Source organism: Mycobacterium sp. E2497 (genome assembly GCF_001668695.1).
Lineage (GTDB): Bacteria > Actinomycetota > Actinomycetes > Mycobacteriales > Mycobacteriaceae > Mycobacterium.
Window position 1 is genome coordinate 1 of sequence record NZ_LZKD01000201.1, and the last position, 25,513, is coordinate 25,513.

The 25,513-nt window shown below is 68.9% G+C and carries 14 protein-coding genes; 5 read left to right on the plus strand and 9 right to left on the minus strand.

The window, feature by feature from the left end; genetic code table 11:
• The 9 genes from A5713_RS18305 to A5713_RS18345 form a co-directional block, all read right to left on the minus strand.
• The coding region (locus A5713_RS18305; protein WP_197516404.1) for a hypothetical protein at positions 1 to 227 on the minus strand (227 nt) is incomplete at its 3' end.
• A 123-nt stretch (positions 228 to 350) separates the two neighbouring features.
• The gene (locus tag A5713_RS18310; protein ID WP_068097856.1) at positions 351 to 1,718 is read right to left on the minus strand and encodes an FAD-binding oxidoreductase; all 1,368 of its coding nucleotides are present in this window, start codon (positions 1,716 to 1,718) and stop codon (positions 351 to 353) included.
• Positions 1,718 to 7,000, minus strand: a complete 5,283-nt coding sequence (locus A5713_RS18315) for a non-ribosomal peptide synthetase (protein WP_068097858.1) — start codon at positions 6,998 to 7,000, stop codon at positions 1,718 to 1,720. Before A5713_RS18315 ends, A5713_RS18310 begins: the two co-directional genes overlap by 1 nt.
• Positions 6,990 to 14,948, minus strand: a complete 7,959-nt coding sequence (locus A5713_RS18320) for a type I polyketide synthase (protein WP_068097860.1) — start codon at positions 14,946 to 14,948, stop codon at positions 6,990 to 6,992. Before A5713_RS18320 ends, A5713_RS18315 begins: the two co-directional genes overlap by 11 nt.
• A gap of 2 nt (positions 14,949 to 14,950) precedes the next feature.
• Positions 14,951 to 16,000, minus strand: coding sequence for an ABC transporter permease (locus A5713_RS18325; RefSeq protein ID WP_068097880.1), 1,050 nt, complete (start codon positions 15,998 to 16,000; stop codon positions 14,951 to 14,953).
• Positions 16,001 to 16,404: 404 nt separating this feature from the next.
• Positions 16,405 to 16,908, minus strand: coding sequence for a GNAT family N-acetyltransferase (locus A5713_RS18330; protein WP_197516405.1), 504 nt, complete (start codon positions 16,906 to 16,908; stop codon positions 16,405 to 16,407).
• A gap of 42 nt (positions 16,909 to 16,950) precedes the next feature.
• A complete protein-coding gene (locus A5713_RS18335; RefSeq protein WP_068097882.1) occupies positions 16,951 to 19,185 on the minus strand; it encodes an MMPL family transporter in 2,235 nt (744 codons plus the stop codon).
• A gap of 129 nt (positions 19,186 to 19,314) precedes the next feature.
• Complete coding sequence (locus A5713_RS18340; protein WP_068097864.1) at positions 19,315 to 20,178, minus strand: SAM-dependent methyltransferase; 864 nt, start codon at positions 20,176 to 20,178, stop codon at positions 19,315 to 19,317.
• 3 nt (positions 20,179 to 20,181) lie between these two features.
• A complete protein-coding gene (locus A5713_RS18345; protein ID WP_067920592.1) occupies positions 20,182 to 20,544 on the minus strand; it encodes a DUF3054 domain-containing protein in 363 nt (120 codons plus the stop codon).
• Between the two features lie 68 nt (positions 20,545 to 20,612).
• On the opposite strand from A5713_RS18345, the gene A5713_RS18350 reads away from it, so the two are divergent.
• From A5713_RS18350 to A5713_RS18370, 5 genes are all read left to right on the plus strand, one after another.
• Complete coding sequence (locus tag A5713_RS18350) at positions 20,613 to 21,359, plus strand: SDR family NAD(P)-dependent oxidoreductase (protein ID WP_068097866.1); 747 nt, start codon at positions 20,613 to 20,615, stop codon at positions 21,357 to 21,359.
• A 16-nt stretch (positions 21,360 to 21,375) separates the two neighbouring features.
• Positions 21,376 to 22,560, plus strand: a complete 1,185-nt coding sequence (locus A5713_RS18355; protein ID WP_068097867.1) for an acyl-CoA dehydrogenase — start codon at positions 21,376 to 21,378, stop codon at positions 22,558 to 22,560.
• A 13-nt stretch (positions 22,561 to 22,573) separates the two neighbouring features.
• On the plus strand, positions 22,574 to 22,933 hold the full coding sequence (locus tag A5713_RS18360) for a helix-turn-helix domain-containing protein (protein WP_067920599.1): 360 nt from the start codon (positions 22,574 to 22,576) through the stop codon (positions 22,931 to 22,933).
• Positions 22,930 to 23,550 carry a hypothetical protein gene (locus A5713_RS18365; RefSeq protein WP_068097884.1) on the plus strand — a complete coding sequence of 207 codons (621 nt, stop codon included), beginning with the start codon at positions 22,930 to 22,932 and terminating at the stop codon, positions 23,548 to 23,550. The genes A5713_RS18360 and A5713_RS18365 overlap by 4 nt, the downstream gene beginning before the upstream one ends.
• A 576-nt stretch (positions 23,551 to 24,126) precedes the next feature.
• A complete protein-coding gene (locus A5713_RS18370; protein WP_068097886.1) occupies positions 24,127 to 25,506 on the plus strand; it encodes an NAD(P)/FAD-dependent oxidoreductase in 1,380 nt (459 codons plus the stop codon).
• Positions 25,507 to 25,513 lie beyond the last annotated feature (7 nt).

Genomic DNA, 25,513 nt, shown 5'->3' on the forward strand with positions numbered 1-25,513 from the left:
ACGTAGCCCAGTTCTCGCACCGCCTTGTCGCTGCGGTAGCGGTAAAGTTCGGTGAACGCGTATCCGACGGACATCGAGTTCACCGTGGTTTCCCGACGGGTGACGACCTCGAGGAGGTCGCCGGCCTTACCCCCGATCCAGGCGACCGGATAGGGCAACCGTCTACGCGGCGGGTCGACCCCGACGATTCGCGCCACTCGATCGATGTCCGTCGGATACGCGTTCACCGAACTTTACCGCTACCGCAGCGACAAGGCGGTGCGAGAACTGGGCTACGTAGTTGCCCCCATCGAGCCTGCGATCCGCGACGCGGTCAACTGGTTTCGCGTTCGCGGCATGATCAGATCCGCTCACGGACCCGTTGCGGGCTCGATGTTTTGATTCAGCGCGAAGCGGTTGTCCGGGTCGAGGCGAGCCTTCAGCTTGGCCAGGCGCCGATAGGTGACGTCGCCGAAGCTGGCCCGGATGCGCGCCTGCCCTTCATCGCCGACGAAGTTGAGGTACGTGCCTGCCGGACCGAACGGACGCAAAGCTTCATACGCATCATCGGTCCACGACTTGCAGCGTTCGGTGTCGGCGGGATCCGTCCAGGTGGTGATCAGATGCACGATGTAGGGATGGTGGCGGGCCGAAAAGGCCGTCGCCTCCGGCGGAACACGGCTGGGAAAGCCGCCGAGCCGGATCACATGCAGATGCGTTTGCGGCGCGGGGCGGCTGCGCCCGAGCAGCGCGATACGCCGGATCGCGTCGTCGGACAGCTCCGTCAGAAAGATCGACTTCCAGTAGTTCAACCGGCCATATGGGGATGTGTGGTCGAGGACCTGTTGCCAAGTGGGGTAGGCGATTTCGCGCTGGAGCGACATCACCGGTTCCGTGCTGACCCCGCGGGCCCGCAGCAGCGCCCCGATGGCGGTCCGACCGGCTTGTCCGGCTGCGGCCGAGCAACCGAGGATCGTGACCAGGCCGCGTCCCGAACCCTCGTCGGTGCCGAAGTCGACGAGGGACGCGAGGTGGTCGTCGGCGCCCGCCACCTGTGCGCGGAAGTGTTCGAGCACGGCCTCGGCGTCGGTGTCGCCGTAGGCCCGTATGCCCCCGATGACGTGATCGACCGGATGCAGGTCGAGCACGAAGTGGGCCACCACCCCGAAGTTGCCGCCGCCGCCGCGCAGGCCCCACAGCACCTCCGGGTTCTGTGCTTCGCTGGCGAACAGCACCTCCCCGCCGGGCGGCACCAGGTTCGCTGCGGTCAAGTTGTCGCAGGTCAATCCGTATGCCCGGGACAACCAGCCGACCCCGCCACCGAGCGTGAACCCGCCCACGCCCGTCGATGACACCACCCCGCCGGGGCAGGCCAGGCCGTGACGGGCGGTGGCCTGGTCGATGTCGCGCCAGGTCGCGCCGGGCTCGATGACCGCGATTCGGTGCTCGGGATCAACCACCACACGACGCATCAGGGACAGGTCGATGAGGATGCCGCCATCGGTCGAGGAGTGTCCTGCGACGCTGTGCCCGCTGCACCGCACCGCGATCTCGGCTCCGGAGCCGACGGCGTACCGAACGGCGGCGACGATATCCGCGCGGGAGCGGCAGCGGAGCACGACGGCGGGCCGCTTGCCGATCAGGCCGTTGAAGACCCGCCGCGCTGCGTCGTAATCGGCGCTGTCGGGATGGACTACGTCGCCGGTGAATCCGGGAACCGCGTCAACCGTCAGAGTCATCAGAATCGGTAAGTGGTGCAGCCGACGGTGACACCCGAGCCGACCGCCAGTATCAGCGCGACGTCGCCCGCTCGTGCCAGCCCATGCCGCCGGGCGTGATCCAGCCCGTACGGCAGGGACGAGGTGAACAGGTCGGTGCCTGGTTGGTCATCCGCGTCGAACTCGACGAATCGTGATCGGGGGACACCGATCTGGGCGGCCAGTTCGTCCAGATCGGCCGTCGACAGCTGCGGCGGGAGCACGACCGCGATGTCGGCGGGGTCGAGTCCCTCCAGCGTCAACAGTTCCTTGGTGGCCGACGGGATACAGCTCAGGTAGATGGCGGCGAGGTTGGGGTCGCGCTCAATTTGCAGCCAGCACCGCCCGTCCCGCTGCTGGGTGTAGGTGGCGAGCGCCCCGCCGTACTCCGGGTGTTGCTGGAAGACGAACCGGCCGAAGCCTTCCGCACCGTCGCTTCGGCTGAGCAGGACAGCCGAGCCCGTCTGGCTGATGCCGTTCAACGGATAGCCGGTTTCGGGGCCGTTGTTTTCTATCTCCGAGGCCACGACCATCGCATGGTCGGCCTTTCCCGCGCCGATCATTCCCGCGGCGACGTGGCAGGCGTTGAGGAAGCCGACCGAACCGTTGAGGACGTCGAAGGCGAGGGTCTTGGGGCCGTCCGGCGACTGCACTTCGCCGTTGATTCCGAGTTCGCCGGCGACGAGCGCGGCAACCGCCGGTTCGCTGAGAAAGTCGTCGCGGTAGACGCCGGCGTGGACGATCAGACCGACCGCTGACCGGTCAACGCCACCTTCGGCAAGGCACGCCGTGGCTGCTTGAACCGCCAACTCTATCGAGCTCGGAGACGTCGATTGCCCGGCGGGAGCGATGCCTACGCCGTCGATGCGCACGCGGGGCGTCGCCGCTGCTTCCTTGCGGTGGTTTTCTGTTTCAAGGCTGCGGGCGTGCTGGCCGCCGGCGCCCCGGCGCATTCGGTCCGGCAGGTCGTCGAAGGTATACAGCGCGGCGCCGATGCTCTGTCCGGAGCCGGTGATGGAAAAGACCACGTTGTCTCCGGACTTGATCCGGTTGCTCAGGATGTAGTCGTGCAGCGCGACGAAATGGGTCGTGCTGGCCGTGTTCCCGCGTTCCGCCACGTTGTAGATGGTGTTGTCCCGGTTGGCCGCGCCCGGTCCGAAGAGCTGGTTGACGGCGGCGACCGCGTCGTTGAGCGATGCCTCCGAGGTCTGGTGCATCACCAGGTGGTCACAGGTTTCGGGCCGCCACCCGTGCCGTCGCATTACCGCCGCGACGTAGGGCACCGCATGCTTGACCGCGATCGCGGTCTGCGTGACGGAGTCGGTGAGCATGATGGCGCCGCCGTGCGGGGCTTCGGTCGCCTTGGCGATGCACAGTTTGCTGTAGCGGCTGAAAGTCGCGATATCGATGTCGTGGAAGCCCACCCGGCCGTTGGGGCCGCGCTCCAGGATCACCGCCGCGCCGGCGTCACCCAGGGTCAGGCAGGCGAGCCTCGGGTCCATCGGCCCCTCGATTTCCTTCTGCGCCGTCTCCGTGAGGTGGCTGATGTACTCGCCGCTGACCACCAGCGCGTTGCGAACCACCCCGGTCTGCAGGAATGCGTCCGCCACGGTGATGCCGGTGAACATCCCGGCGCAGGCGTTGCTGATGTCGAAGGCCAGCGCGTTGCCAAAGCCACATTGGTCGCTCAGCCGCGAGGAGGTGCTGGGCTCGAACGTGAACCTGTGCCCGAGTCCGTCACGGCGGGAGATGTTGCAGGCGATGATGAGCTCGATGTCCTCGCGCCGGTAGCTCGACCGGGACAGGCAGTCGTCCGCCGCCTTCCGCGCAAGGTCGATCGAGAACTCGTCCTCGCCGACCACCCGTCGGCTCCTGATGCCGGTAAGGCGTTCCAGCGGTATGCGGATCTCGTTGGCGCACTCCGCCATGACCGTCTCGGTCGACACCGTTCGCGCCGGCAGGTACACGCCGATGCTTTCGATCACCGTGTTTCGCTTCTCGTCGGGTCCGGCTTGCGCCGGACCCTCGTCGGGGACCGGCCCATATTCCGCGGCGAGCTCGGCGATGGTGCCGTAGACGAACATCGACTCCGGTCGCAGTGGCAGGCCGGCCGCATTCGCCCGCACCGCGACCTCCAGGCTCTGCGTCGAGGCGCCGCCGAGAGCGAAGAAGTCGTCGTTGATGCCGACCCGTTCCAGACCCATGACGGCGCACCAGATCTCGGCCAGGACCTGTTCGGTGCGCGTGCGTGGAGCGACGAATGCCGGCTCCTGCGGCCCGGGCCCGCTGCCGGCCACCATCAAGGCACGGCGGTCGATCTTTCCGCTCGACGTGAGCGGCAGCGCGTCCCTCACCTCGAAAACGCCGGGCACCATGGCGGCGGGAAGCAGCTCCAGGAGGAAGCGGCGCAGCTCGGCCGTCGACGGCGCCGCGCCCCCGGCCGCAACGACGTGGGCAACGAGGATGGTGTTCCCTCGGCTGTCGGTTCTGGTCACCACCGCGTTCTCGGCCACCGCGGGGTGTTTGGCCAGCGCCGCCTCCACCTCGCCCGGCTCGATCCGGAAGCCGCGAACCTTGACCTGGAAGTCGATGCGCCCCAGGTAATCGATGTTGCCGTCGGCCAGATATCTGGTCAGGTCGCCGGTGCGGTAAAGCCGCTCGCCGCGATCCCCGAAATCACCGCCGAACGGATCGGCAACAAAGACGGCGGCCGTGAGATCGGGCCGGTTGAGGTAGCCGCGCCCAAGCCCGACACCGCCGATGAACAGCTCGCCGGGCACACCCACCGGCACCGGTTGCAGGTGTGCGTCCAGGATGTGCGCGCGGATGTTGGCGATCGGTCGCCCGATCGACACCAGCGTGCCGGATTCGCCACGCCGGCAGTGGAATCCGGTGACGTCGATCGCGGCCTCGGTGGGCCCGTACAGGTTGTAGAGCTCGGCGTCCAGCGTGGCAAGGAAGTGGTCCCGCAGGTCATACGGCAGCGCCTCGCCGCTGCAGAACACCCGGCGCAGCGTGGCGCAGGCGGCCACGCCGGGCTCGGCGAGGAAGCGACGCAACATCGATGGCACGAAATGCATTGTGGTGACGTCATTTTCGACGATTGTTCGAACCAGGTATGCGGCGTCCTTGTGGCCCTCGGGCTTGGCGATGACGAGCCGGGCCCCGCTGATCAACGGCCAGAAGAGCTCCCAGACGGACGGGTCGAAGCTCACCGGGGTCTTGTGCAGCACGCGGTCGTCGGCGGTCAGCCGGTAGGCGTCTTGCATCCAGAGCAGGCGGTTACGGATCCCGGCGTGGGTGTTGAGGGTTCCCTTCGGCTTGCCGGTGGAACCGGACGTGTGGATGACGTAGGCGAGGTTCGCCGATGTCGTCGCAGCTACGGGCGCCACGGCCGCCTCGTCGCCCGGCGGCGCGGTCGGCGCGTCCAGGCAGAGCCGGTGGCCGGTGAAGCCGGGCGGCAGCTGTGGCAGCTGGCGCTGGTGGGTGACGCAGACCGGCGCGTCCGGTACGTCCTGCAGCATCGCGGCCATGCGCTGCGCGGGCTGCGCGGAGTCCAGCGGCATGAACGCGCCACCCGCCTTGAGGACGCCGAGCAGCGCCACCACCAGGTCCTCGGAGCGCTCCAGCAGGACGGGCACGACGACCTCGGGCCCCACGCCCAACTGCTGCAGCCGGTGCGCCAGGCCGTTGGCCCGGCGGTCGAGCTCGGCAAAGGTCAACTCGCGGCCCTCACACACCACCGCCACGGCGTCCGGGACGCGCGCGACCGTTGCCGCGACCAGCTCGTGCAGGCAGGCCGGGCCGTCATAGCCGACCTCGGTCCGGTTCCAGGCGGCCCGCTGACGTCGCTCTTCCCCGGTGAGCAGCGGCAGCAGCGAGACCCGCCGGCTGGGATCGGCGACGATGCCGGCCAGGAGAGTGGCGAAGTGCCCGGCCATCCGCTCGATTGTGGTGGCGTCGAAGAGGTCGGTGTTGTACTGCAGTACGCCGGACAGCTTCCCGCCGTGTTCGCCTATCTCCATCATCAGGTCGAACGGCGCGCCGCCCTGCCCGACATGGAGGGTTTCCAGCCGCAGTCCCCCGCTTTCCCGACCGGTCCCGTCCGAGAAGCGACGCGTTTGCTCCCAGGCGAACGAAACCTGGAACAGCGGCGTGCGGCCCGGGTCACGCACCGGCCGAAGCCGCTCGACGAGCAGCGCGAAGGGATAGTCCTGGTGTTCGAGGGCGCCCCGCACGGTTTCTTTGACGCGGCCGAGCAGGTCCGTGAACGACGGGTCGCCGTGCAGGTCGGCGCGCAGCGGCACGGGATTGGTGAGGTAGCCGACCAGGCCCTCCAGCGCGACCCGGTCACGGCACGCGAACGGTGAGCCGATCACCAGGTCGCCCTGGCCACTGTAGCGATGCAGCAAGGTGGCGTAGGCCGCCAACAGCACCGTGTACGGCGTCGCTTCGAGGCCACGGCCCAGCTGCTTGATCCCGGCCGTCACCGTGTCGTCGATGGTGAAGCGGTGCACGGCGCCCGCATAGGTCTGGACGGCCGGTCGTGGCCGGTCGGTGGGCAATTGGAGGACCGGCAGGGCGCCGGCCAGCTGTTCACGCCAGTAGGCCCAAAGCCCGTCGCCCTCGGCGCCTGCGAGCATCCGGGTCTGCTGGTCGGCGTAGTCGACGAAGCTTTCCGCGGGCGGTGGAGGCGGGTCCGCGCCGTGCTCGGCGGCATACAGCACGCGTAGCTCGTCCAGGATGATGTCGATGGACCAGAAGTCGACGGCGATGTGATGCAGACCCAGGAGAAGTACGTGTTCCTCGGGTGTGCGCTCCAGCAGCGTCAGTCGCAGCACCGGGCCGGTGTAAAGGTCGAAAGGGCGCTCGGTCTCAAGGCGGATCCATTCGTCTACCTCATGCTCCCCCTCTCCGAGCCGGTGCCGGGCGATCCGCACCGGCCAGTGCGAGTGGACGAGCTGGACCGGTTGCCCGTCGCGCTCGGCGTACGTGGTCCGCAGCATCGGATGCCGGTCGACAAGTGACTGTGCCGCGCGTTCGAGCGCCGGCACATCGAGCGCGCCGCGGATCCGCCCGGCATACGTGACGGTGTACGCGGCGCTGGCCGGTGCGAGTTTGTGGATGAACCACATGGATCGCTGCCCGTACGACATCGGATACACCGAGGCCGTCTCCTCCGCTTCCTCCATGAGCAGCTGGGACAGCAGCGCGCGTTTCTTCTCGGGAGACAGACCGGAGATGTCGATGGCCCTATCGCTCATCGCCGGCTTCTTTCCCGGCAGACTGTGTCTTGCCTCCGTTTCCGGCCCCGCGTTCAGCGAGCACCTTGTGGAGCATTTCCTCTACGGCCGCGTCCGAAAGATCAGGCACCCGGGTCAGGAGGTCGATCCCGCGTGACGGCGCGCCATCAGTCTCCGGTCGGCCCTTCTGGTCGGGGGCGCCCCTCTTCCGGACCGGCTTTTTCGGGACGGCCTGTTGCTGCGCCGCGGGCGTGTCGGCCGCGGCCGAGGGCAGGTGGCCGCCAAGCCATTCGGCGATACCGGCGACGCTCGGCCCCTGCAGCAGCAGGGTGACCGGCACGACGACGCCCAGGTCGCGTTCGACCTGCATCCGCAGCTCCAACGTGATGAGCGAGTCGACGCCGAGGCTACTCAGCGGCGCCTGGGTGTCCAGGTTCGATTGGGCCAGACCGAGTTTGCCGGCGGCGAGCTCGCACAGGTACGACGTAAGCAACCGCTGACGCTCTTGCGGTGTCGCACCCCGCAACTTGCCGGAGAGACCGCTGCCCGGACCGGTCGCGGCCCCGTCCGGCGGGGTGTGGTCCGACGGCGCGACGCGAAGGTCCGCGAGCAGCGGCGGCTGCGTATCGGGCCGCCACCGCGCCCAGTCGATGTCAAGGACCAGAGCTTGCGTCACCGACCGCGTCAGCAAGGACGACAGCGCCTGAAGGTTGTCGGCCGCGGACATGGCCTCGACGCCGTATTGGGCGAAGTAGCTTGGCAATTCGGACCGAGTGAAGAAGCCGAGCTCGGCCCACGGCCCCCAGTCGACGCTCAACGCCGGACGGCCTTCGGCACGCCGATGCCACGCCAACGCGTCGAGGAAGGCGTTCGCTGCCGCGTAGTTCGCCGCTCCAGGCAGGCCCAGCAAGGACGCGGCCGACGAAAACAGCACGAAGAAGTCGAGTTTCGCGTCTGAAGTCAGCGCGTGCAGATTCCAGGCGCCTTGCACCTTGGGCTCCATCACCTTGCGGAGTTTCTGCTCGTCGAGGCATTGCAGGATGGCGTCGTCGGCGATCCCCGCCGCGTGCACCACGCCGCGCAGTGGTGGCATCGACTCGCCGATCGACTCGAGGGCGGCCGCAACTTGTTCGGCTTTGGCGACGTCGGCCTGCGCGACGATCACCTCGGCACCGGCCGCCCGCAGCGCGTCCAACGACTCCTGCGCGGGTCCCGCGGCGCCGCCGCGTCCCATCATGACCAAGTGCCGGGCACCGTGGTCGACCATCCATTTGGCCACCACGAGTCCGAGCGCGCCGAGCCCACCGGTGATGAGATAGCTGGCGTCTGCCTTGAAGGCGCAGACCTCCGAGGGTTCGGCCTGGTCGTAGCGGGCCAGCCGCGCGACGTAGCGGCGGCTGCCCCGGAGTGCGACCTCAACCTCGCGGTCATCCGCCCACACCTCCTGAAACAGGGCTTGGGTCTCCAGGGAGGCCTCTTCCTGGCCCCCACCGAAGGACAGGTCGACACAGGTGCAGCGCAGTTCCGGGTCCTCGTGGTCGATGGTGCGGGCCATCCCCCACACCGGGGCCTGGGCGATCGCCACCGGTCCGGCTTCGGCCACCGAGCTCGCTGTCATCTGAGCCCCGCGCGTCACCAGCCACAGACGCGGCGAGGCCGGCCAGCCGGCCAGCGAGATGGCTTGGACGAGATGCAGCACGCTCACCGGGCCCGCGCTGGTGGCGGACTCCAGCGACTCGGGCGTCGTGTCGGCCGGCGGTGCGGCCAGCAGGTCCCACATATGCACTACGCCCACGCACGGCGGCCGCTCGTCGGTGAAAGCCTCCGCGAGCAGCCGCTGGAAGTGCTCCGGCCGCGTCGGGTCGAGGCGATAGCGGTCCGGCGCCAGACGCTCGAAGTCTTGCCGGTCACCGCCCGGCTCGACCAACACACATGTCTGCGAACGTGATTCGAGGTGATCCCGAAGGGTGTCCGCGGCGATCCCGCCGTCAGTCAAGACGAGCCAGCTTCCGGCGCCGGCCTGGCGGCCCGACCCGTTCCGCTCGGCCAATGGTGCGGGCTGCCAGCGCAGTTGGTACATCCGGTCGCGCAAGCCCACAGCTTCCGTCGAGTCGGCGCCCGGCTGCGGCGCGCCGATCGCCTTGGCCTCCAACCAGGACCGGACGCGCTGCCACGGATAGGTCGGCGCGGCGACGAAGTGGCTGCCCACCGGGTACAGCTGCTCCCAGGCGACGGGCTGGCCCAGGGTGTACAGGGTGCCGAGCGATGCCAGCGCGGTTGCTCGTCCTCCGTCGTCACGCCGCAGGGACGGCAGGGCCGCACAACTCTTCCCCGTGTCCTGGACGTCCTCGCGGACAGAGGTCAGCAGGACCGGGTGCGGGCTGATCTCCACCACCGCGTCATGACCGCCGTCCAGTAGCTTTCGCAGCACGGACGAGAAGCGCACGGGCGAGCGCAGATTCATCGCCCAGTAGTCGGCGTCGGGCAGGCGGTCGGTCAGCAGGTCGCCGGTCACCGTGGAGTAGATGGGCACCGTGGGCGGGGTCGGCCGCAGTCCGGTGAGGCCGGTGCGCAGGGCGTCGACCAACGGCTCCATCTGCGGGCTGTGTGCGGCCACATCGACATCGACCCACCGGCAGAACCGCTCGCGCTGCTGCAACGCCGCCATCAGCTCGGCCAAGACCGTTCGATCCCCCGACAACACCGTCGATCGGTGGCTGTTGCTCGTGGCGATCGAGACCTGGCTCTCCCGGCCGGCGATGAGTTCCTCTGCCTCGGCGAGGCTGAGCTCCGCCGACATCATCGTGCCGCGGCCCCGCACCGTGCGGAGCAGCAAGGCGCGGGTGCAGATCACCCGTGCGGCGTCTTCGAGGCTCAGCGCGCCGGCGATGTGCGCCGCCGCGACTTCACCCATGCTGTGCCCCACCACCGCGGTGGGTTCCACCCCCCACGAACGCCATAGCGCGGCCAGCGCCACCTGGATGGCGAAGATCGCGGTTTGGATCAGGCCGATATCGGTGAGTTCCTCGTCGGTGGCCAGCGCCTCGAGCACCGAGCTTCCCAGATGGGGCCGGATCGCGCGGTCGCACGCCGCCAGGGCGTCGCGGAACACCGGCTCCTCGGCCTGCAGTCGCCGCCCCATGCCGCACCATTGTGAGCCCTGGCCGGGAAAGACGAAGAGCACGCGGGGCCGCTGGCCGGGGCGGCATCGTCCGACGGAGATCCCGGGCCGCGACCGGCCTTGCCGATAGGCGGCCAGGGACTCTGACATCTCGGCGGGCGAGTCCGCGACCACCGACAGCCGATGCTCGAGATGGCCGCGCCGGGCACCGGCCGTGTAGCACAGGTCGGCCAGCCGCACCCCGGATGCCAGAGCCGACTCGTACCGTTCGGCCAGTGCGGTCAGGGCTTCGGGGGATTGCGCGGAAAGCGGCAGCAACTCCGCTCGATCCGGCTCCGGAACCACCTCGACTGCGGCGGGCCGCACCTGCGGGGCCTCGGTGAGCACGGCATGCGCGTTGGTGCCACCCATGCCGAACGAGCTGACACTGGCGACCGCGCGCCCGCCGTTTTCCGGCCAGGGAGTCAGCGTCTGCGCCACCCGCACCGGCAAGCTGTCGAAGGGGATCTCGGGGTTGGGCTCGGCGAAGTTCAGACTCGGCGGGATTTCCTTGTGCTGCAACGCCAACGCGACCTTGATGAGCCCCGCCACGCCGGCCGCCGCCTCGAGGTGGCCGATGTTGGTCTTGACCGAGCCGATCAGGCACGGGCTCCCCGGCGGACGTCCGTCCGCCAGGACGGTGCCCAGCGCGTTGGCCTCGATCGCGTCGCCGAGGAACGTTCCGGTGCCGTGAGCCTCGACGTATTGGGCGGTGCCGGGCGCGAGACCTGCCCGCCGGTAGGCGGCCGCCAGCACGGCTTCCTGCGATTGCCGACTGGGTGCGATCAGCCCGTTCGTCCGGCCGTCCTGGTTGACGGCGGTGCCGCGGATCACCGCATAGATGGGGTCGTTGTCGGCCAGTGCCCGGCTGAGCGGTTTGAGAACGACGATCCCGGCGCCTTCGCCCCGCACGTAGCCGTCCGCGCCGGCGTCGAACGTCTTGGAGTGGCCGTCGGGTGCCATCAGCTTGGCCTTGGTGAAGTTGATCATGAGCGCCGGCGACAGGATGACGTTGACACCCCCGGCCAGAGCCAGCGAGCACTCCCCGTCGCGCAGGCTGCGGCAGGCCAGGTGCACGGCGACCAACGACGACGAGCAGGCGGTGTCGATGGCCATGCTCGGTCCGTGGAAGTCGTAGAAGTACGAGAGCCGGTTGGCGGCGATGCTCAACGCGTTTCCGGTGCCCGTGTAGGCGTCGACGAGCTGGAACTGGCCGGCCCGGAGGTTCGCGTAGTCGGTGGTGGAGATGCCGACGAACACGCCGGTGTCGCTACCCGCCAGCCGCTCGGGCACCTGCCCGGCATCTTCCAGGGCCTCCCAGGCGACCTCGAGGATCAGCCGCTGCTGCGGATCCATTTGTGCCGATTCCCTCGGCGAGATGCCGAAGAACCTGAAGTCGAATTGGTCGACCCCGGGCACGAAACCGCCCCTTCGGGTGACCGAGGTGCCGGGCACGGACGGGTCCGCGTTGTAGAAGGCCTCGGCGTCCCAGCGGTCCGGCGGGACCTCGCTGATCGCCTCCACGCCGTCCGACAGCTCTCGCCAGAAGGCCGCCGGCCCATCGGCACCCGGGAACCGGCAGCCGATGCCGATGATGGCGATCGGCTCGTCCGCCGCGCGTGGCCCGCCGCCGTCCCCGGCCGGTGCGGCCGCGCTCTCGCCGGCGGCGTCGGACTCCTCGGCCAGATGACGCGAAAGAAGGTCGATTGTGGGGTATTCGTAGGCGAGGGTGGGCGAAAGCTCGCGTCCGAGCCAGGATTCCAATGCGGCGGTCAGCCGGATGGCGCGAACGGAATCGAGGCCGTAGTAGGCGAACGGACGGGATGGTTCGATATCCGTTGCCGGGAGGCCGAGTTCACCAGAGAGCTGGTCGACGAACCATCCCGCGATCTCCGCGGCGCTGCGCCGGGCGTGTTCGGAGGATTCAGCCGCGGCAGGGGTGTCGCGCCGGGGTGCGTGCCATGCAAATACCGCCTCGAGCCGGCCGTCGAGGAACTGCTGCTTGCACACGGACCGCTGCACCTTGCCGCTGGACGTGGTGGGAATCCGCAACGGCGCCAGCAAGACAACGGCGTCGACGGCGATTTCATGGTGCTCGGTGATCGCCGTCCGGATTGCGTCCACGATCGCGGTGAGTTCGTCCTGACCGAGCTGTTGATGGCTCACCTCCTGGACGGCGACCAGCTGCTCGGCGGCGTCCGGTCCGGGAACGACCGAGAAGACCGCACCCCGGCCGCGCAGCAGTGCCGGGTGGCAGGACTGCACGGTCAGCTCTATGTCCTCGGGGTAGTGATTGCTGCCGCGGATGATGATCAAATCCTTGCGGCGTCCAGTGACGAACAATTCCCCGGAGGCCAGGAAGCCCAGGTCCCCGGTACGGAGGAACGGGCCGTCCCCGGTGTCCGCGAGGTGCGCCGAGAACGCCGCTTCGGTCTCTTCGGGCTTTTGCCAGTAACCCTGTGCCACGCTCGGCCCCGCGACCCAGATCTCGCCGACCTCGTCGGGCCTGCACGGCCGCCGGGTCTCCGGGTCGACGATGACGACCTGCTGACCACCTTGCGGCTTGCCGCAACCGACCAACGTTGCGGCGCTTGATCTTTCCGCTGCAACCTCGACAACGCGGCGTTCGCGTAGCGCAATGCGATCTATGTGCCGAACCAGCGGCACCGGGGCGTCCGAGCCGCCGGAGACCAGCAGCGTCGCCTCGGCCAAGCCATACACCGGGTAGAACGCCTCCGGCCTGAAACCGGCCGGCGCAAACGCGTCGGCGAAACCCCGCAGGGTCGCGGGACGGACGGGCTCGGCACCGCACATGGCAATCGACCAGCTGGACAGATCGAGGGCCGCGCGTTCTTCGGGGGTGCTGAGTTCGGTGCACAGATCGTAGGAGAAGTTGGGTGCGGCGGTGATCACGGCGCGATGCCGGGAGATGGCTTCCAGCCACCGCATCGGGCGCTTGATGAACGCGCCCGCCGGCATGAGGGCACTGGTGCCCCCGACGTAAAGCGTCTCGAGGATGCCGCCGATGAGACCCATGTCGTGGTAGGGCGGCAGCCAGAACACACCGCGGGCATTCGTGTCGAATCCCGACTTCCACGTCCGCCGGATGGTTTCCAGGTTGTGGACCAGGTTACCGTGAGACAGCACAACGCCTTTCGGTGTGGCGGTCGAGCCCGAGGTGTACTGCACCATGGCGACTGTGTCACCGTCGATGTCCGGTGGCACCCACGGCCGGTCGTCGCCCGCCGTGTCGGTGACGGCCCAACGCAGCGGGCTTCCCTTGACCAAACCGTCGACGGTGGCCCTGATCCTCGTCTGCATCTCAGCGGTGGACAGCGCGAAGCCCGGCTGCGCGTCGGCGATGATTGCCTCGACGCGCGGGACCAGGTGATCGCGTGCCGGCGGATGCATCGGTACGGCGACGGCTCCGGCGTAAAGACACCCGAACAAGCCGGCGACGAAGTCGAGGCCCGGCGGGCACAGGACGAGGACGCGCTCGCCGGCGGCGCCCAGTTGCTGGAGGTTCGATGCGATCTGCCGCGCGTGGGCGTCCAGTTGTTGATAGCTCAGCCGGCTGACTTCGGTTTCCTCGCCGTCGCGAGAGTAGGTGAACGCGAGTTTGTCCCGGTAGCGTGCGGCTCGCTGCTGCAATTGCCCAACCAGGGTCGGTGCCGTAAGCGGAGGGTAATCCGCTATCTTCCAACCTGATTCAACGCACTGTGCCACGCGTCGGGCGTTGGAACCGGCAGTCGTTTCACGAACTCGTGACATCGGAGTTGCTCCGTCTGATGGGTCGGGCGGACCGGTGTGTGGTTGCCCTGGGTTGCCGTTGGGCCGTTCGATGGAGCGGCCTCCCTCGGTATAGGTCTCGAGCAGTTTGCGGAATGCCTCGACGGTGTAGCCGGTGACGACCGCGTCCGTGCGTGCCCGCACCGTCGTCGAGCGGACGTTGCGGAACAGCGGCTCGAGCTCGCCGACATATTCGCCGGGGGCGGCGACCTTGACCAGTTCGTCGGTCCCATCCGCCAATTCGCGCACGACTTCTAGTTCGCCGTCGGCGACGACATAGATCAAGTCCCCCATGCTGCCCTGCTCGTACAACACCGAACCGCTTGCCAGAGCCAGGGTTTGGGGCTCGGAGTCGACGGCGGTGGCATCCGGCAGCATCCGGAGCACGTGGTCGGCGAACGGCAACATCCGCGTGTCGTGAGTGGCGACCACGACGATGCGCTCGCCGCTGGCCAGCTCGCGGAGCAACTGCAGCACCGCCTGCACCTGCGCTTGGTCCAGGTGGGCCGTGGGTTCGTCGGCCAAGATCAGCGGTGGGTCCAAGGCAATCGCACGGGCCACCGCCACGCGTTCGCGTTGACCGCCGCTGAGGTCGCCGGGCCGATGTGTCATGCGGTCCTGCAGCCCGAAGCGGGTCAGCAATTCCTCGCCGCGTGCGCGCGCCGCCCGCCGAGACCACCCGGCCGCCCACAGCGGCACAGCCACGTTCTCCAGTGCGGTGAGACTCGGCACCAGGTTGAACGACTGAAAGACGAAGCCCACGGTCTGACGCCGGTAAGTGGTCAATCCGCGGCGGTCCAGCGCGGTCACGTCGACGTCACCGACCTGGATGCGTCCGCCGGTCGGGCTCAGGATGCCGCCGATGCACGACAGCAATGTGGTCTTCCCACACCCGCTGGGGCCCAATACGACCACCAGGGACCCAGCCGCCACCTCCAGGTCCAGACCGTCGATGACCCGGATCGCATCCCCACCGGTGGAGTACTCGACGACGAGATCTTTGATGCGCAGATCCCCCATGACTACGAGCCCCCGAACGCGAGCACCGGGTCGACCGTTACCGCGCGCCGCAGCCCCGCCACGCTCGCCAACAGACCGATGACCACCGCGGTCGCCATCAACGACAGGAAGGCCGAGGTGGTCACTACCACCAGCATGGGAAACAGCGGGCCGATCAGCACGGCCAGCAGGCCGCCGAGCATCGCCGCGATCGACGCGACGAGCACCGCCTGCAGGATGAGGCCGGCGAGCACCGATCCAGTGGCGACCCCGAGGGCTTTGAACACCGCGAAGTCGCGGGTCCGCTCCAGCGCGGAGAGATAGATCAGCGATCCCACGATCTGGGCGGCCACCGCCCACAGCAGAATCGCCAGGTACGCCAGGGCCAGGCGAGCCCCGTGCAGCGGGCGCACCATGTCATCGACCGCAGCGCGGCGATCCACCAGACGGAAGCCGTCCGGAACGTGGTTGGGCGTGCCGCGCACACCGATGGCAGAGATCACCGGCTGCCCGGAGAACATCAACCGCTGCGCTCCGGCGACGGTGAGAAAGGCGTTGGGTTGGCCGGCGAGCGTGGTGGACTTGTCGACCAGGCCCACGATCCGCAGCACCTGCGAGCCCACCTCGACGGCGTCGCCTATGGACCGCCCCAGGGTGTTCGATATGGCGGCCTCATCGGGGTTCGACGGTGCCCGCCCCTTCGCGATGGGTGGCATCCCCAGTCCATGCTCGGGCACGCCGTAGACGTTGAGGTTTTCCGGTGCGCGCCGATCTTGCAGGATGGTGTTGCCGTAAACCACCGGGATCGCCGATTCGAAGCCCGGGTCCCGCGCGACCGCCTGCAGTTCGGCCTCCGGGAATCTCGAGGACCCCATGAACGGGCCGACTGCGCCGGTTTTGATGAGGTAATTGTCGATGCCGATCGTGTCGACCACACGCTGGGCCTCGACCCGAAACCCCAACGTCAGCCCGGTGAGGATCAGGGTCATCGCGAATACCATCCCGGTGCCGACGGCCGCGATGATGAAGCGTCGCCGTCGCCACTGCATGTCCCGAAACGCGGTGATCAGCATGGGCACACACGCCCGCTTTTGCAGGTCACCGAGATAACGCACGACTGGCCTCCAATTTAACTTTCCTCGTTAGAATCCCCAGCTCCGCGGTGGGTTACCTAGAGCCGAAGGGCCTTCATCGGGCGTGACTTACGCCATGCTTTCGCGGGGCCAGGCTGCGATCTCCTCGCGATGCCCGTCCGCCAGCGTGGCGGCGCAGGCAACGAGTTCAGCAAACATGCGTCGAAACGCGTTGACCGATAGCATCGCTCGGACCGATGGCGGCGTGCACCCGTTCACCCCGGTGCCACGCCCACTTACGAGGGAATCCCCTGTGACGCTTGCAAAGTCGATCGTGCTATTCGCCGTGGCGGCCGTGTTCGAGATCGGCGGGGCGTGGCCGTCATCATGTAGGCGCCGCGAACTCACTGACCGTCGCGAACCAGCCACTTCTCGAACGCGATCGGGACGAACGGCCCCCAGGACGGCAGCGGGTCGGCGGGCACCCGGACGTAGCCGGCCGCGTCGTACAGCGCCTCGGCCTCGGGTTGCCGGTTACCGGTGATCAGGTAGAGCCGCCGGTACCCGCGCGCGGCGGCCTCGGTCTCGAGCGCCGCCAGCAGGGCCCGGGCGTAACCGCGGCGCCGCTGGGTGCGGTCGGTCCAGATCCGCTTGAGCTCGGCGGTCTCGGCGTCGTAACGCCGGAACGCGCCGCCGGTGACGGGCACGCCGTCGAGCACGCCGATCAGCAGCCCGCCGTCCGGCGCCGCCAACTCGGTCGCCGGCACGGGGAGCCAGGACAGGTGCGTGCTCGGCGTGCCGCCGTAGCGCTGCGCGTACTCGTCGGCCAACTCGGCCAGCAGCGGCTGCGCCAACGGATCATCGTGGGTGGCCGACACGAACCGCAGCCGGCTTGATGGGTGCACCACGTCACCATCCAACGCCCCCTGACGCGGCGCATTCCGCTCGGCTCACCCGACCGGGTCGGCCGCGCGTGGGGCGTCCGGCAGCCGGGCGTCCGCCCGGCGGCGGAGCCGGGCAAGCGGGGCGGGCGCCCACCAGTTCAGGCGACCGAACACGTGCATGAAGGCCGGGACGAGCAGCACTCGCACCAGGGTCGCGTCCACCAGGACCGCAAGGGTAAGCCCCACTCCGAACATCCGCATGAACGAGACGTCCGCGGACGTCAGGGCCGCGAACGAGATCGACATCAACAGCGCCGCCGCCGTGATGATCCGGCCCGTCCGGGCGACGCCCAACGCGATGCTCTCGTCGTTGTCGGACCGTGTGCGCGGCGACTCCAGCCAGTACTCCCGGATGCGGGCCAGCAGGAAAACCTCGTAGTCCATGGACAATCCGAATGCGATGCAGAACATCAACACCGGGATGTTGGCGACCAGGGTGCCGGTCGGGGTGGTGCCCAACGCCCCCAGATGCCCGTCCTGGAAGATCCACACCAAAGCGCCGAAGCCGGTGGTCAGCGACAGCATGTTGAGCAGCACCGCTTTGACGGGCAGCACCACGCTGCCGGTGAGGGCGAAGAGCAGCACCAGCGTGACGCATGCGACGAAGCCGAACAGCAGGGGCAATCGCGACGTGATCGCCTGCACCGAGTCGCGATTCATCTGGGCCATGCCGGTCATCTCGGCCCGCCGGTCCCCGGGCAACGCGATCGCGTGCAAGCGGTCCAGCTGAGCGTCGGAGGCCGCGGAATACAACGGCGCACCGCTGGCCACCGTCAGATAGGCGCTCCCGGCCGCCAGGCCGGCCGGGACGGACGGCGGCCCCTTACGCTCGCCGGCGACGAAGGTGGCCGTCGGCGAGGACACCGCCGACACGTCGGGAACCCGCGACAGCCGCGCGGCATACTCTTCGAGCTCGCCCGTCGTCAGGCCCTCGGTGTGCGCGATGACCACCCGTACCGTGGTCGCGGCGTCGGCACCGAAGTCTTGCCGGATCCGGTCGCTGACGGCGCGCGCCGACGATGACGCCGGCAGCACCCGATCGTCGGGATAACCCCATTTGATGCCGAGGAACGGTGCGCCCAGAGCCAGCAGGAGGGCGATGATCGCCAGGCCGACCGGCAGCGCGTGCCGCATGGCAAGGGTGGCCGTGCGGTACCAGAAGGTCTGTTCGATCGCGACCGGGGGCGGCGGTGGGCGCCGAAACAGCCTGCGCCCCAAGTCCCAGACGTTGAGCGCGTCGAGCCGGTCCCCCAACACGACGATCACCGCGGGTGCGATCACCATCGCGGCCAGCGCCGCGAACGCCACCACCGCGACGCCGGCGTAGGCGAAGGACCGCAGGAAGTACATGGGGAAGATCACCAGCGCCGAAAGCGCAAGGGCCACCGTCATGGCGGAGAACAGCACGGTGCGCCCGGCCGTGGCCATGGTGCGTGCGAGGGCTTCGTTGGGGCACCGCCCCTCGGCCAGCTCGTCGCGGTAGCGACTGATGATCAGCAGGGTGTAGTCGATGCCCAACGCCAAGGCCAGCGCCACCGCGACGTTCACGGCGAAGATCGATACGTCCGCGACCACCGCCACCGCGCGCAACACCGCGAGCGCGCCCAGGATTGCGAAGCCGCCGACCAGGATCGGCAGCGCGGCGGCGAGCAGGCCGCCGAAGACCCATACCAGCGCGACGAAACTCAACGGTATGGCCACGAATTCCATTCGTAGCAGGTCATTTTCGGTCTGCCGGTTGAGTTCTTCGTAGATCATGGCCATCCCGCCGGCCTGCACGGTCACGCCGTCGCGGTCGCGCGCCAGCCGGTCGGCCAGCTCCCGGGCGTGCTTCGGCGCGCCGCCTTCCCCGCCGTTGAGCGCGGCCACGATCAGTGCGGACCTGCCGTCGGCGCTGATCAATCCGGGCCGCGGCGCATTCCAGGGGGATGCCACCTGGGCGACGAACGGGGAGCGGGCCAGCTGCTGGATGATGTCCTCGCCGACGATCCGGGCGGGACCTTCGTTGACGCCGCCCGGTGAGCTCACCAGCAGCGTCATCTCCATGTCGCCCTGGCCGAACTTCTCCCCCAGGATGGCCGCCGCGCGCGCCGATTCGGCCGTCTGGTCCAGGAATCCACCACCGGGCAGGGTCGCCGCGGCCGGGACACCGAAGACGGCGGCCAGGACGGCGACGACGATCGCCCCCGCGATCACCCGTCGCGGGGCGGAGATGGCGATCAGGGCCAGTCGCGTCAGCATGGGCTCGGGCCCCTTCTCGTCGCGGCTCACAAAGCGTGTTACGACGTCAGGCCGCACGGGGTTCACCGATCCGGGCAACGAATTTAAGTTAATTAACCGTTAACCAACTTAACGGAGGCCGTGCACCGGCTAGGCGCGCGTCGCGGTGAGGTATTCCGGGACGAACTCGGTGCCGCCGCCCCGCCTCAGCGGTGACACCACGCCGCCCGGCAGGCCGGTGTCGTTGCGCCGCACAGTCTCCCAGCCGCGGGCGGCCAGGTAGTCGGGGACATGGTGGTACTGCCCCGCATGGGTCAGGCTGGCCAGGTCGACGTCCAACCCGCGGCGGCGCCACCCCTCGACGAACGACCGCTCCGCTTCCAGCTGCAAGGGCGTCCACGTCGGCATGTGGTCGGCGGCCAACCGGCTGCCTGGGGCGCTCATCGCGGTGACCCCCTGCAGCACCCGGTCCTGCACGTCGGGCGTCAGGTAGCCGATCAGCAACTGCTCGGCGATCCACACCGCGGGCGCGGTGGCGTCGAAGCCGACCCGCAGCAGCGCGGCCGGCCAATCCCGATGCAGGTCGACGCCGACGGCGCGCCGGCTCGCGGTCAGTTCGGCGCCCAGCCCGCGCAGCACCCCGGACTTGAAGTCGAGCGCCTCGGGCCGGTCGATCTCATAGACGGTCGTGCCGGGCGGCCACCACAACCGGTAGGCGCGGGTATCCAGCCCCGCCGCCAGGATCACCACCTGGCGCAGGCCCGCCCTCCCGGCTTCGGCGGCGAACTCGTCGACGGACCGGCACCAGGCCGCGCAGATGTCCAGGAACCGCGGGCCGGCGATGTCGTCCGCGGCGAACCGGTCGTCGTCGATCACCCGCACGAGGCGGTCGACGCCGGCGGCGCGCAACAACGGTTCGGCGAAGGGATCGCTCAGCAGGCCCTTGTTGGTGGCGACGGCCCGGGCGGCCGCGCCGAATGCCGCGGTCACCGCAACGCCCACCGTCGCCGCCATGGGTCAGGCGCCGGACCGGCGCCGCAGGGCCAGCCCGGCGATCGCTCGCCAGCCGAGCAGCAACAACGCGGTGACCGAGGCCGCCACCACCACGAAACTGGCCGCCACACCCGCGGAAGTGGCCTTGCGCAACGCCATGCCGACCACGACGGTGCACAGCCAGACCACCACCCCGGTCGGCACCACCGCCGTGGGGCGCTGCCAGGCGCGGGATGCCAGCCACCCGACGACGGTGCCGGTGAGAAACGGCCAGGCGGTGGTGGCGACGCCGGTGATGTTGAGCCCTTCGTCGTGACTGCGGCGGCCGACGGCGCAGAAGACCACCACACCGATGACGTCCAGGCCCAGCCACACCAGCCGTCGCATGTCGCGAGACTACCGGGGCGGGCGCCGTCCTTGACCCCGCCACCGCGGTGAACCTAACTTCGTCGGCAATGAACGTGCATTCACCGGGGCGCCTCGCGCTCGTGACCGGCGCCGGCTCGGGCATCGGCAGGGCGATAGCGCTGGCGTTCGCCGCACAGGGCGACCGGGTGATCGCCGCCGACCTGGACGAGGCCGCCGCGGCGGCCACCGCCGAGCAGCACCGCGACCTGGTCACCGCGCTGCCGGTCGATGTCGCCGACCCGGCCCGGGTCGACGCCCTGCGCGACGCCACCCACGCCGAAGCCGGCGTCCCCGACATCGTGGTCAACGCCGCCGGCTGGGACCGCACCGACCAATTCCTCAACGCCACACCGGAATTCGCGGCCAAGGTGGTCGCGATCAACTACCTCGGGCCGGTGCACGTCTGCGCCGCGTTCCTGCCGGGGATGATCGACACCCACGGCGGAGGCCGCGTGGTCAACGTCGCCAGCGACGCGGGCCGCGTCGGCAGCGCCGGGGAATCCATCTACGCGGGCGCCAAGGGCGGGGTGATCGCGCTGACCAAATCGCTGGCCCGGGAGATGGCCCGCCACCGGATCACGGTGAACTGCGTGTGCCCGGGCCCGACGGACACGCCGCTGTTCCACGCCCAGCCCGAGAAGCTGAAAGAGGCGCTGGTCAAAGCCATCCCGTTTCGCCGGCTGGCCCGGCCCGAGGAGGTCGCCGCACCCGTGCTGTTCTTCGCCTCGCCCGCCGCGTCGTTCATCACCGGACAGGTGATCAGCGTCAGCGGCGGCCTGACGATGGCGGGTTAGTGGCAGGCTGAGACCCATGAGCACCCACAAACCTCCCGCCTTCGACCGGTACGACCCGCTGGGCCTGGACGCCTCGTTGTCCGACGACGAGCTCGCGCTGCGCGACACCGTACGGAGGTTCTGCGCCGAGCACGTCGCCCCGCACATCGCGGAGTGGTTCGAGATCGGCGACCTGCCGGTCCGCGAGCTCGCCAAGGGATTCGGCCAGCTCGGACTGCTGGGCATGCACCTGGAGGGCTACGGCTGCGGCGGGGCCTCGGCGGTGCACTACGGCCTGGCCTGCGTGGAGCTGGAGGCCGCCGACTCCGGCCTGCGGTCGATGGTCTCGGTGCAGGGTTCGCTGGCGATGTTCGCGATCTGGAACTTCGGGTCCGAGGAACAGAAACAGGAGTGGCTGCCCGCGATGGCGTCGGGCGAGCTGCTGGGCTGCTTCGGGCTGACCGAACCCGACGTGGGATCCGACCCGGCCGCGATGAAAACCCGTGCGCGGCGCGACGGTTCGGACTGGGTGCTGGACGGCCGCAAACTGTGGATCACCAACGGCTCGGTCGCCGACGTCGCGGTCGTGTGGGCCACCACCGACGACGGGGTCCGCGGTTTCATCGTCCCCACCAAGACGCCGGGCTTCTCCGCCAACACCATTCACCACAAGCTGTCGCTACGGGCCTCGATCACCAGCGAGTTGGTGCTCGACGGCGTGCGCCTGCCCGCCGACGCGATGCTGCCGGAGGCCAAAGGCCTGCGGGGACCGCTGTCGTGTTTGTCCGAGGCGCGGTACGGGATCATCTGGGGTTCGATGGGCGCGGCGCGGTCGGCCTGGCAGGCCGCCCTCGACTACGCCATGCAGCGCACGCAATTCGGGCGCCCGATCGCCGGATTCCAGCTGACCCAGGCCAAGCTGGTCGACATGGCGGTGGAACTGCACAAGGGTCAACTGCTCTCGCTGCACCTCGGCCGCCTCAAGGACAGCGTCGGGCTGCGCCCCGAGCAGGTGAGCTTCGGCAAGCTGAACAACACCCGCGAGGCCATCAAGATCTGCCGGACCGCACGAACGATCCTGGGCGGCAACGGGATATCGCTCGAGTATCCGGTGATCCGGCACATGGTCAACCTGGAGTCGGTGCTCACCTACGAGGGCACGCCCGAGATGCACCAGCTGGTCCTCGGCCAGGCCTTCACCGGCAGCGACGCCTTCCGGTAAGAGCGGGAAGGACATGGCCCTCGATTACGGCGAGCTTCCGCTACAGGAGGCCGTCCGCGCGGCCCGGACCACCGCGCGCCGACGCCAGCTGCTCGACGCCGCGGTCAAGGCGATGGAAACGCACGGCTTCCACCAGACGTCCATGCAGGACCTGGCCGCCGAGGCCAAGGTCAGCGTCGGCCTCATCTACACCTACTTCGGTGGCAAGGAAGAGCTGCTGCTCGCCCACGGCTGGGCGCTCAAGCACTGGCATTTCGGGCCGGTCCACACCTGCGAGCAGTACATCCGGCTGCAGACCCGCCACGTGCTCGACGCCCTGGTGTGCGAGAACCGTCGCGCCGACTACGCGCACGTGCTGGAATGGAAGGCATGACAGGCACCGCGCTCCGCAGCCTGGTCGCGACGCTGGCGCTGGCCCTGGGTGCCGCGGCTGCCGGCGTCCCGCCGGCCGGCGCCGACCCCACCGCCGCGCTGCCCCCGATGACGTCGACCGGCGGCGGGCCGATCATCGGCGGCGGCAGCAACGCCGGCATCGCGGCGCAGCTGTTCAGCTTCGGCACCCCCAACGTGCAAGAGGTCGACGGCTCGGACGCCGCCCAATTCATCACGGCCGCCGCAGGTAGCGCCAATCAGCAACTGGCCGCGCCCTTCTCGCTCATGCGCCGGGCGCTGGCCTGCCAGACCAACAATGCCGGGTTCGGGGCGCGCGCCTATCGGCGCAGCGACGGGCAATGGGGAGGCGCGATGGTGGTCGCCGCCAAGAGCGCGACACCCAACGTCGACGGGCTGGTGGGCTGCGCCAAGACGAACTGGCGCCGGGCCACGGCCGGCGCCCAGAGTTCGGCCTGCAACAGCGGTTGGAGCACCCCCAACACCTACGAGAGCCGCCGCGGCGAGACCTACTACGTCCTGCTGGCCGGCACCGCCGACGACTTCTGCACCGCCGTCAACGGCAAGTTCAAGGACAACTCCAACGGGTGGCCGTTCTAGCGGGCGGGTGCGAAAGATACCGCGCGAGTGACGAATTGGCCGTAGATCCACGCTGCCGCCGTCCCGTGCCGCCAAGGGCGGGCTCACCATCGGCTAATCTCGCCGACGGTCGCAATCGATGCGCATGGCACTCGCGCCGAACAGTCGGCGCGCGCATTTTTCGAAATCCGTTCGCGGACCTGCCATCACAACGTACACTTCCGCCATCGGGCAATCAGTAACCAGCGAATTGTCCTCCAGGAACGGGGTGGTGTTGTGTCACGATTGACCGGAAAAATCCTTCTCGCAGCGATGCTCGGCTTCACCGTCTGCGCGGCTTCGGGTTGTACGACGCCGATAACGATTGATTGCGGTCCGTCCTTGACCTGCCAATAGCGGCAAGGTGACGAATTGGGTCGCGCTTCATTCGCGCGGCCCAATTCGTTTGCCCACAGTTCGTGCCGGATTGTCCAGTGGCACAGCCGGTTCTGTGGGCTCTCTCGCCGGTTCGGGCCGCGCCGTGTCATTCGCCCGGTCGAAGTCGTACGGTGGACGTACATTCAGCGTCCAGAACGACACGGCCAATAAGGGGTGAGCATGTCTCGTCATCGCGTCGTCATCATCGGAAGCGGGTTCGGTGGCCTGAACGCCGCGAAGGCGCTCAAACGCGCCGACGTCGACGTCACCCTGATCTCGAAGACCACGACTCACCTCTTCCAGCCCTTGTTGTACCAGGTCGCCACCGGCATCCTGTCCGAAGGCGACATCGCCCCGACCACCCGCCTGATCCTGCGGCGGCAGAAGAACGTCCGGGTGCTGTGGGGCGAGGTCAGCGGGATCGACCTGACCGCCAAGACCGTCACGTCGCACCTGATGGGCATGCAGACGGTCACGCCGTTCGACAGCCTGATCGTGGCCGCCGGCGCCCAGCAGTCCTACTTCGGCAACGACGAGTACGCCGCCTTCGCGCCCGGCATGAAGAGCATCGACGACGCCCTCGAGCTGCGGGCCCGCATCCTCGGTGCGTTCGAGGCCGCCGAGGTGGCCACCGACCCGGAGGAACGGCGGCGCCGGCTGACGTTCGTCGTCGTGGGCGCCGGGCCGACGGGTGTGGAGCTGGCCGGCGAGATCGTCCAGCTCGCCGAGCGCACCCTGGCCGGGGCGTTCCGGACCATCACGCCCAGCGAATGCCGGGTCATTCTGCTCGACGCGGCGCCGGCGGTCTTGCCGCCGATGGGCGAGAACCTGGGCCTCAAGGCGCACCGCCGGCTGGAGAAGATGGGTGTCGAGATCCAGCTCAACGCGATGGTCACCGCGGTGGACTACATGGGCATCACGGTCAAGGAGAAGGACGGCACCGAGCGGCGCATCGAGTGCGCGTGCAAGGTGTGGGCGGCCGGCGTGCAGGCCAGCGGTCTGGGCAAGTTGGTCGCCGAGCAGTCCGACGGCACCGAGACCGACCGGGCCGGACGCGTGATCGTCGAGCCCGACCTCAGCGTCAAGGGCCACCCCTACGTGTTCGTCGTCGGCGACCTGATGTCCGTGCCCGGCGTCCCGGGGATGGCCCAGGGCGCGATCCAAGGGGCGCACTACGTCACCACGCTGATCAAGCAGGCGGCGAAGGGCACCGACGATCCGGCCAACCGCAAGCCGTTCAAGTACTTCGACAAGGGCAGCATGGCCCTCATCTCGCGGTACAGCGCCGTCGCCAAGGTCGGCAAGCTGGAGTTCGGGGGCTTCATCGCCTGGTTGGCGTGGCTGCTGCTGCACCTGTTGTACCTGGTCGGGTTCCGCAACCGCCTAGCCGCCATGTTCTCCTGGGGCATCTCCTTTTTGGGGCGCACCCGCGGCCAGATGGCGATCACCAGCCAGATGATGTACGCCCGGCCGGTGGTGGACTGGGTGGAGCGACAGGCACAAGAGGGGACGCTGGCGGCGGCCGAACGCATCGAGGCGGCCGAGAAACAGGCCGGTTAGCTCCCGG